The sequence below is a fragment of the Veillonella sp. genome (assembly GCF_015058545.1).
Classification (GTDB): domain Bacteria; phylum Bacillota; class Negativicutes; order Veillonellales; family Veillonellaceae; genus Veillonella_A.
The window spans coordinates 1-3,340 of the sequence record NZ_SVCB01000118.1 but is presented as its reverse complement, the minus strand read 5'-3'; the positions used below and the strand labels follow the sequence as shown (position 1 = coordinate 3,340).

The 3,340-nt window shown below is 41.4% G+C and carries 2 protein-coding genes and 1 pseudogene; 2 read left to right on the top strand and 1 reads right to left on the bottom strand.

Annotated features, from left to right (window positions below):
- The first annotated feature begins 94 nt into the window (after nt 1-94).
- Nucleotides 95-2,245: an anaerobic ribonucleoside-triphosphate reductase gene (gene nrdD / locus E7204_RS07850; protein ID WP_127058218.1), complete on the top strand. Its 2,151-nt coding sequence runs from the start codon at nt 95-97 to the stop codon at nt 2,243-2,245.
- Between the two features lie 127 nt (nt 2,246-2,372).
- The gene (nrdG, locus tag E7204_RS07845; protein ID WP_021841007.1) at nt 2,373-2,870 is read left to right on the top strand and encodes an anaerobic ribonucleoside-triphosphate reductase activating protein; all 498 of its coding nucleotides are present in this window, start codon (nt 2,373-2,375) and stop codon (nt 2,868-2,870) included.
- A 189-nt stretch (nt 2,871-3,059) separates the two neighbouring features.
- On the opposite strand, the pseudogene E7204_RS07840 reads toward nrdG, so the two are convergent.
- Nucleotides 3,060-3,340: pseudogene (locus tag E7204_RS07840) on the bottom strand (gamma carbonic anhydrase family protein); the annotation flags it as partial.

Below are 3,340 nucleotides of genomic sequence, written 5' to 3'. Positions count from 1 at the left end.
TTTAACTAAGTGGCCAAATGGTCATTGCTTATTTGTCAATATCTTTTTTTATTTACATACTATATTTAGTAGTAAGTGTTAGGGAGGCTTTACCGTGTTGGAGGTAATTAAACGTGATGGCCAGAAAGTGCCATTCGATAAAACAAAAATCGAAATAGCTATCGAAAAAGCCATGAATAGCAGTACCGGTTTATATGAAGAAGGATTGGCGGGGCGTATCGCTGACGAAATCGAAGAATACGCTCATAAAATCGGCAAAACATTGACAATTTATGCTATTGAAGACCAGGTATATTACAAATTGTTGGAATACCATAATCCGGCAACGGCACGTGCTTATGAAAACTACAAAGCCGTTCAGGCTTTTAAACGTAAAGAAAATACGACTGATAAAGATGTATTCGGCTTGTTGGACCGCAGCAATACGGCCTTGATTGATGAAAACTCCAACAAGGATGCAGCCATTGTTTCCACGCAGCGCGACCTTATTGCAGGTGAAGTAAGCAAGGACATTGCCCGTCGTAAATTAATTCCGGCGGATATCGTACAGGCTCATGACAGCGGTGCAATTCATTTCCATGATATGGATTACATCATTCAGCCGATGTTCAACTGCTGTTTAATTAATTTGGAAGATATGCTCACCAACGGTACTGTTATTAACGGTAAGAAGATTGATACGCCGAAGTCCTTCCAGGTTGCTTGTACCGTAACGACTCAGATTATTGCGCAAGTCGCTTCCGGTCAGTACGGCGGTCAGAGTATTAACGGTATCGACCGTATTTTGGCACCGTTTGTACGTAAATCGTATGATAAGATTTTAGCCAATGTTTTGGAAGAACAGGTTGAAATCTATGACATGAAACCGAATATGGAAAAAGCGAAAGAAATTGCTTGGAAACGTACGCGCAAAGAAGTTAAAGACGGTATTCAGACTATTCAATACCAGATTAATACGTTGATGACGACAAACGGTCAGGCTCCGTTTGTAACCTTGTTTATGCATTTCGACCCAAACAGCGAATATGCTAAAGAAGCGGCGCTCATCGATGAAGAAATTTTGAAACAGCGCATTATGGGTGTTAAAAACGAAGCGAATGTGTACATTACACCGGCGTTCCCTAAGTTGATTTATGTATTGGATGAACACAATATCCATCCCGATGCGCCTTATTATTATTTGACTGAATTAGCCGCTAAATGTACGGCTAAACGCATGTATCCTGACTATATTTCCGCTAAGAAAATGAAGGAAAATTATGAAGGTAATGTATTCAGCCCAATGGGATGTCGTGCGTTCTTGTCCCCTTGGAAAAATGAAAAGGGTGAATACGTATTCGACGGTCGCTTTAATATGGGCGTTGTAAGCCTTAACTTGCCGCAAATCGGTATTTTGGCGCGTCACAGTGAAAAACGTTTCTTTGAAATTTTGGATAAACGTTTGAAATTGGTTGAAAAAGCTTTATTGTTACGTTATGAATTATTGAAAAACGTAACCAGTGATGTATCGCCAATTCATTGGCAGCATGGTGCTATTGCTCGTCTTAAAAAAGGTGAATCCATTGCGAAATTCCTTAAAGGCGGTTATGCTACGATTTCTATGGGGTACATCGGTATGTACGAAGCGACTAAGCTCATTACGGGTGAATCTAACACCGGTGAAAAAGGCCGTGTATTTGCCATGAAGGTTATGGATCGTTTGAACGAAGCCATTGATACTTGGAAGAAACGTCATAACATGGGCTTTGCTTTATACGGTACACCGGCTGAAAGCCTTACCAATCGTTTCAGCTCTTTGGATCGTGCCCGTTTCGGTGAAATCGAAGATATTACTGATAAAGGCTATTACACCAATAGCTATCATGTAAACGTACGGGAAGAAATTAATGTATTTGATAAGTTTGCGTTCGAATCGGAATTCCAGAAAAAGTCGACCGGCGGTTGCATTTCTTATGCGGAAATTCCGAATATGACCAATAATATTCCGGCCGTATTAACGATGATTAAATACATTTACGATAATATTTCCTATGCGGAATTTAATACAAAATCAGATTATTGTCATGTTTGCGGTTTTGACGGTGAAATTAAAGTCAACGATAACAATGATTGGGAATGCCCACGTTGTCATAATACGGACCGCGATAAATTAACAGTAATCCGCCGTACTTGCGGTTATTTAGGTGAAAACTTCTGGAATGAAGGACGTACTAAAGAAATTAAAGACCGAGTAATGCATATTTAACACTCAAAAACAGGTCATGATTTCATGACCTGTTTTTTGTTTAGATTATTCTATTTAGAGATGAGAATGATTGTGCCGAAGTAACAATTATTTTTAAAATTTGAGCAGGTAGAGGAGGCGAGCCGTAATGAATTATGGACAAATTCGCAAATTAGATATTGCCAACGGAAACGGTATCCGCACGTCTATTTTTGTTACCGGTTGCACACATAAATGTTTTAATTGTTTTAACGAAGAATACCAAAACCCACAGGCAGGGAAGCTTTGGACCGATAAGGAAACGGCAGAAGTACTTACTTACGTGAGCGATCCGAATGTATCGGGCCTTACCTTGCTCGGCGGCGAACCGTTTCAAAATGTGGACGGTCTATTGCCGGTTGTGAAAAAGGTGCGCGAAACGGTGCCTGAAAAGGATATTTGGGCGTACTCCGGTTATACCTGGGATGAGCTCATCGCTTGCCCGGCTAAACGACAGTTATTGGAACAATGCGATATCTTAGTGGACGGCAAATTTGTAGATGCTTTGCGCGACCCAAGCTTGCGGTTCCGCGGCTCCAAGAATCAACGTATTATTGATGTGAAAAAGAGCTTGGCTCAAGGCGAAGTTGTTATCGCCATGGACTGATTAATAGGCAGTGACATAAAATAGGCTAAAAAAAGCTTGAACATAAAATAGGCCGGATAGAAATAGTCGGGACATAAAATAAGAGGCTGGCAGCGAATTTGCTGTCAGCCTCTTTTGTGTGGTGGGGAGCTAACCTTGGGGATAGCTCCTTAGTTTTTATTCTTCATTTGGGGTAGTCATTCGTTCGTATTAAACGATTTTAGCTCCTTTTTTGTATTGTTCGCCACCAGCATCAGGTAATAAACCGTAGCGTTCAGTCCAAAGGTTCTTGTATTTTAAGGCCTGGTTATGGATACGTTCAACCTGAGATTCATCGGTACGAACTACTTTCGCCGGTACACCTACAACGAGAGAATACGGCGGGATAGTGGTGTTTTCTAACACAACTGCGCCGGCCGCGATGATGGAGCCGGTGCCGATATGGCAACCGCTGAGCACGATGGCGCCCATGCCAACGAGTACGTTATCTT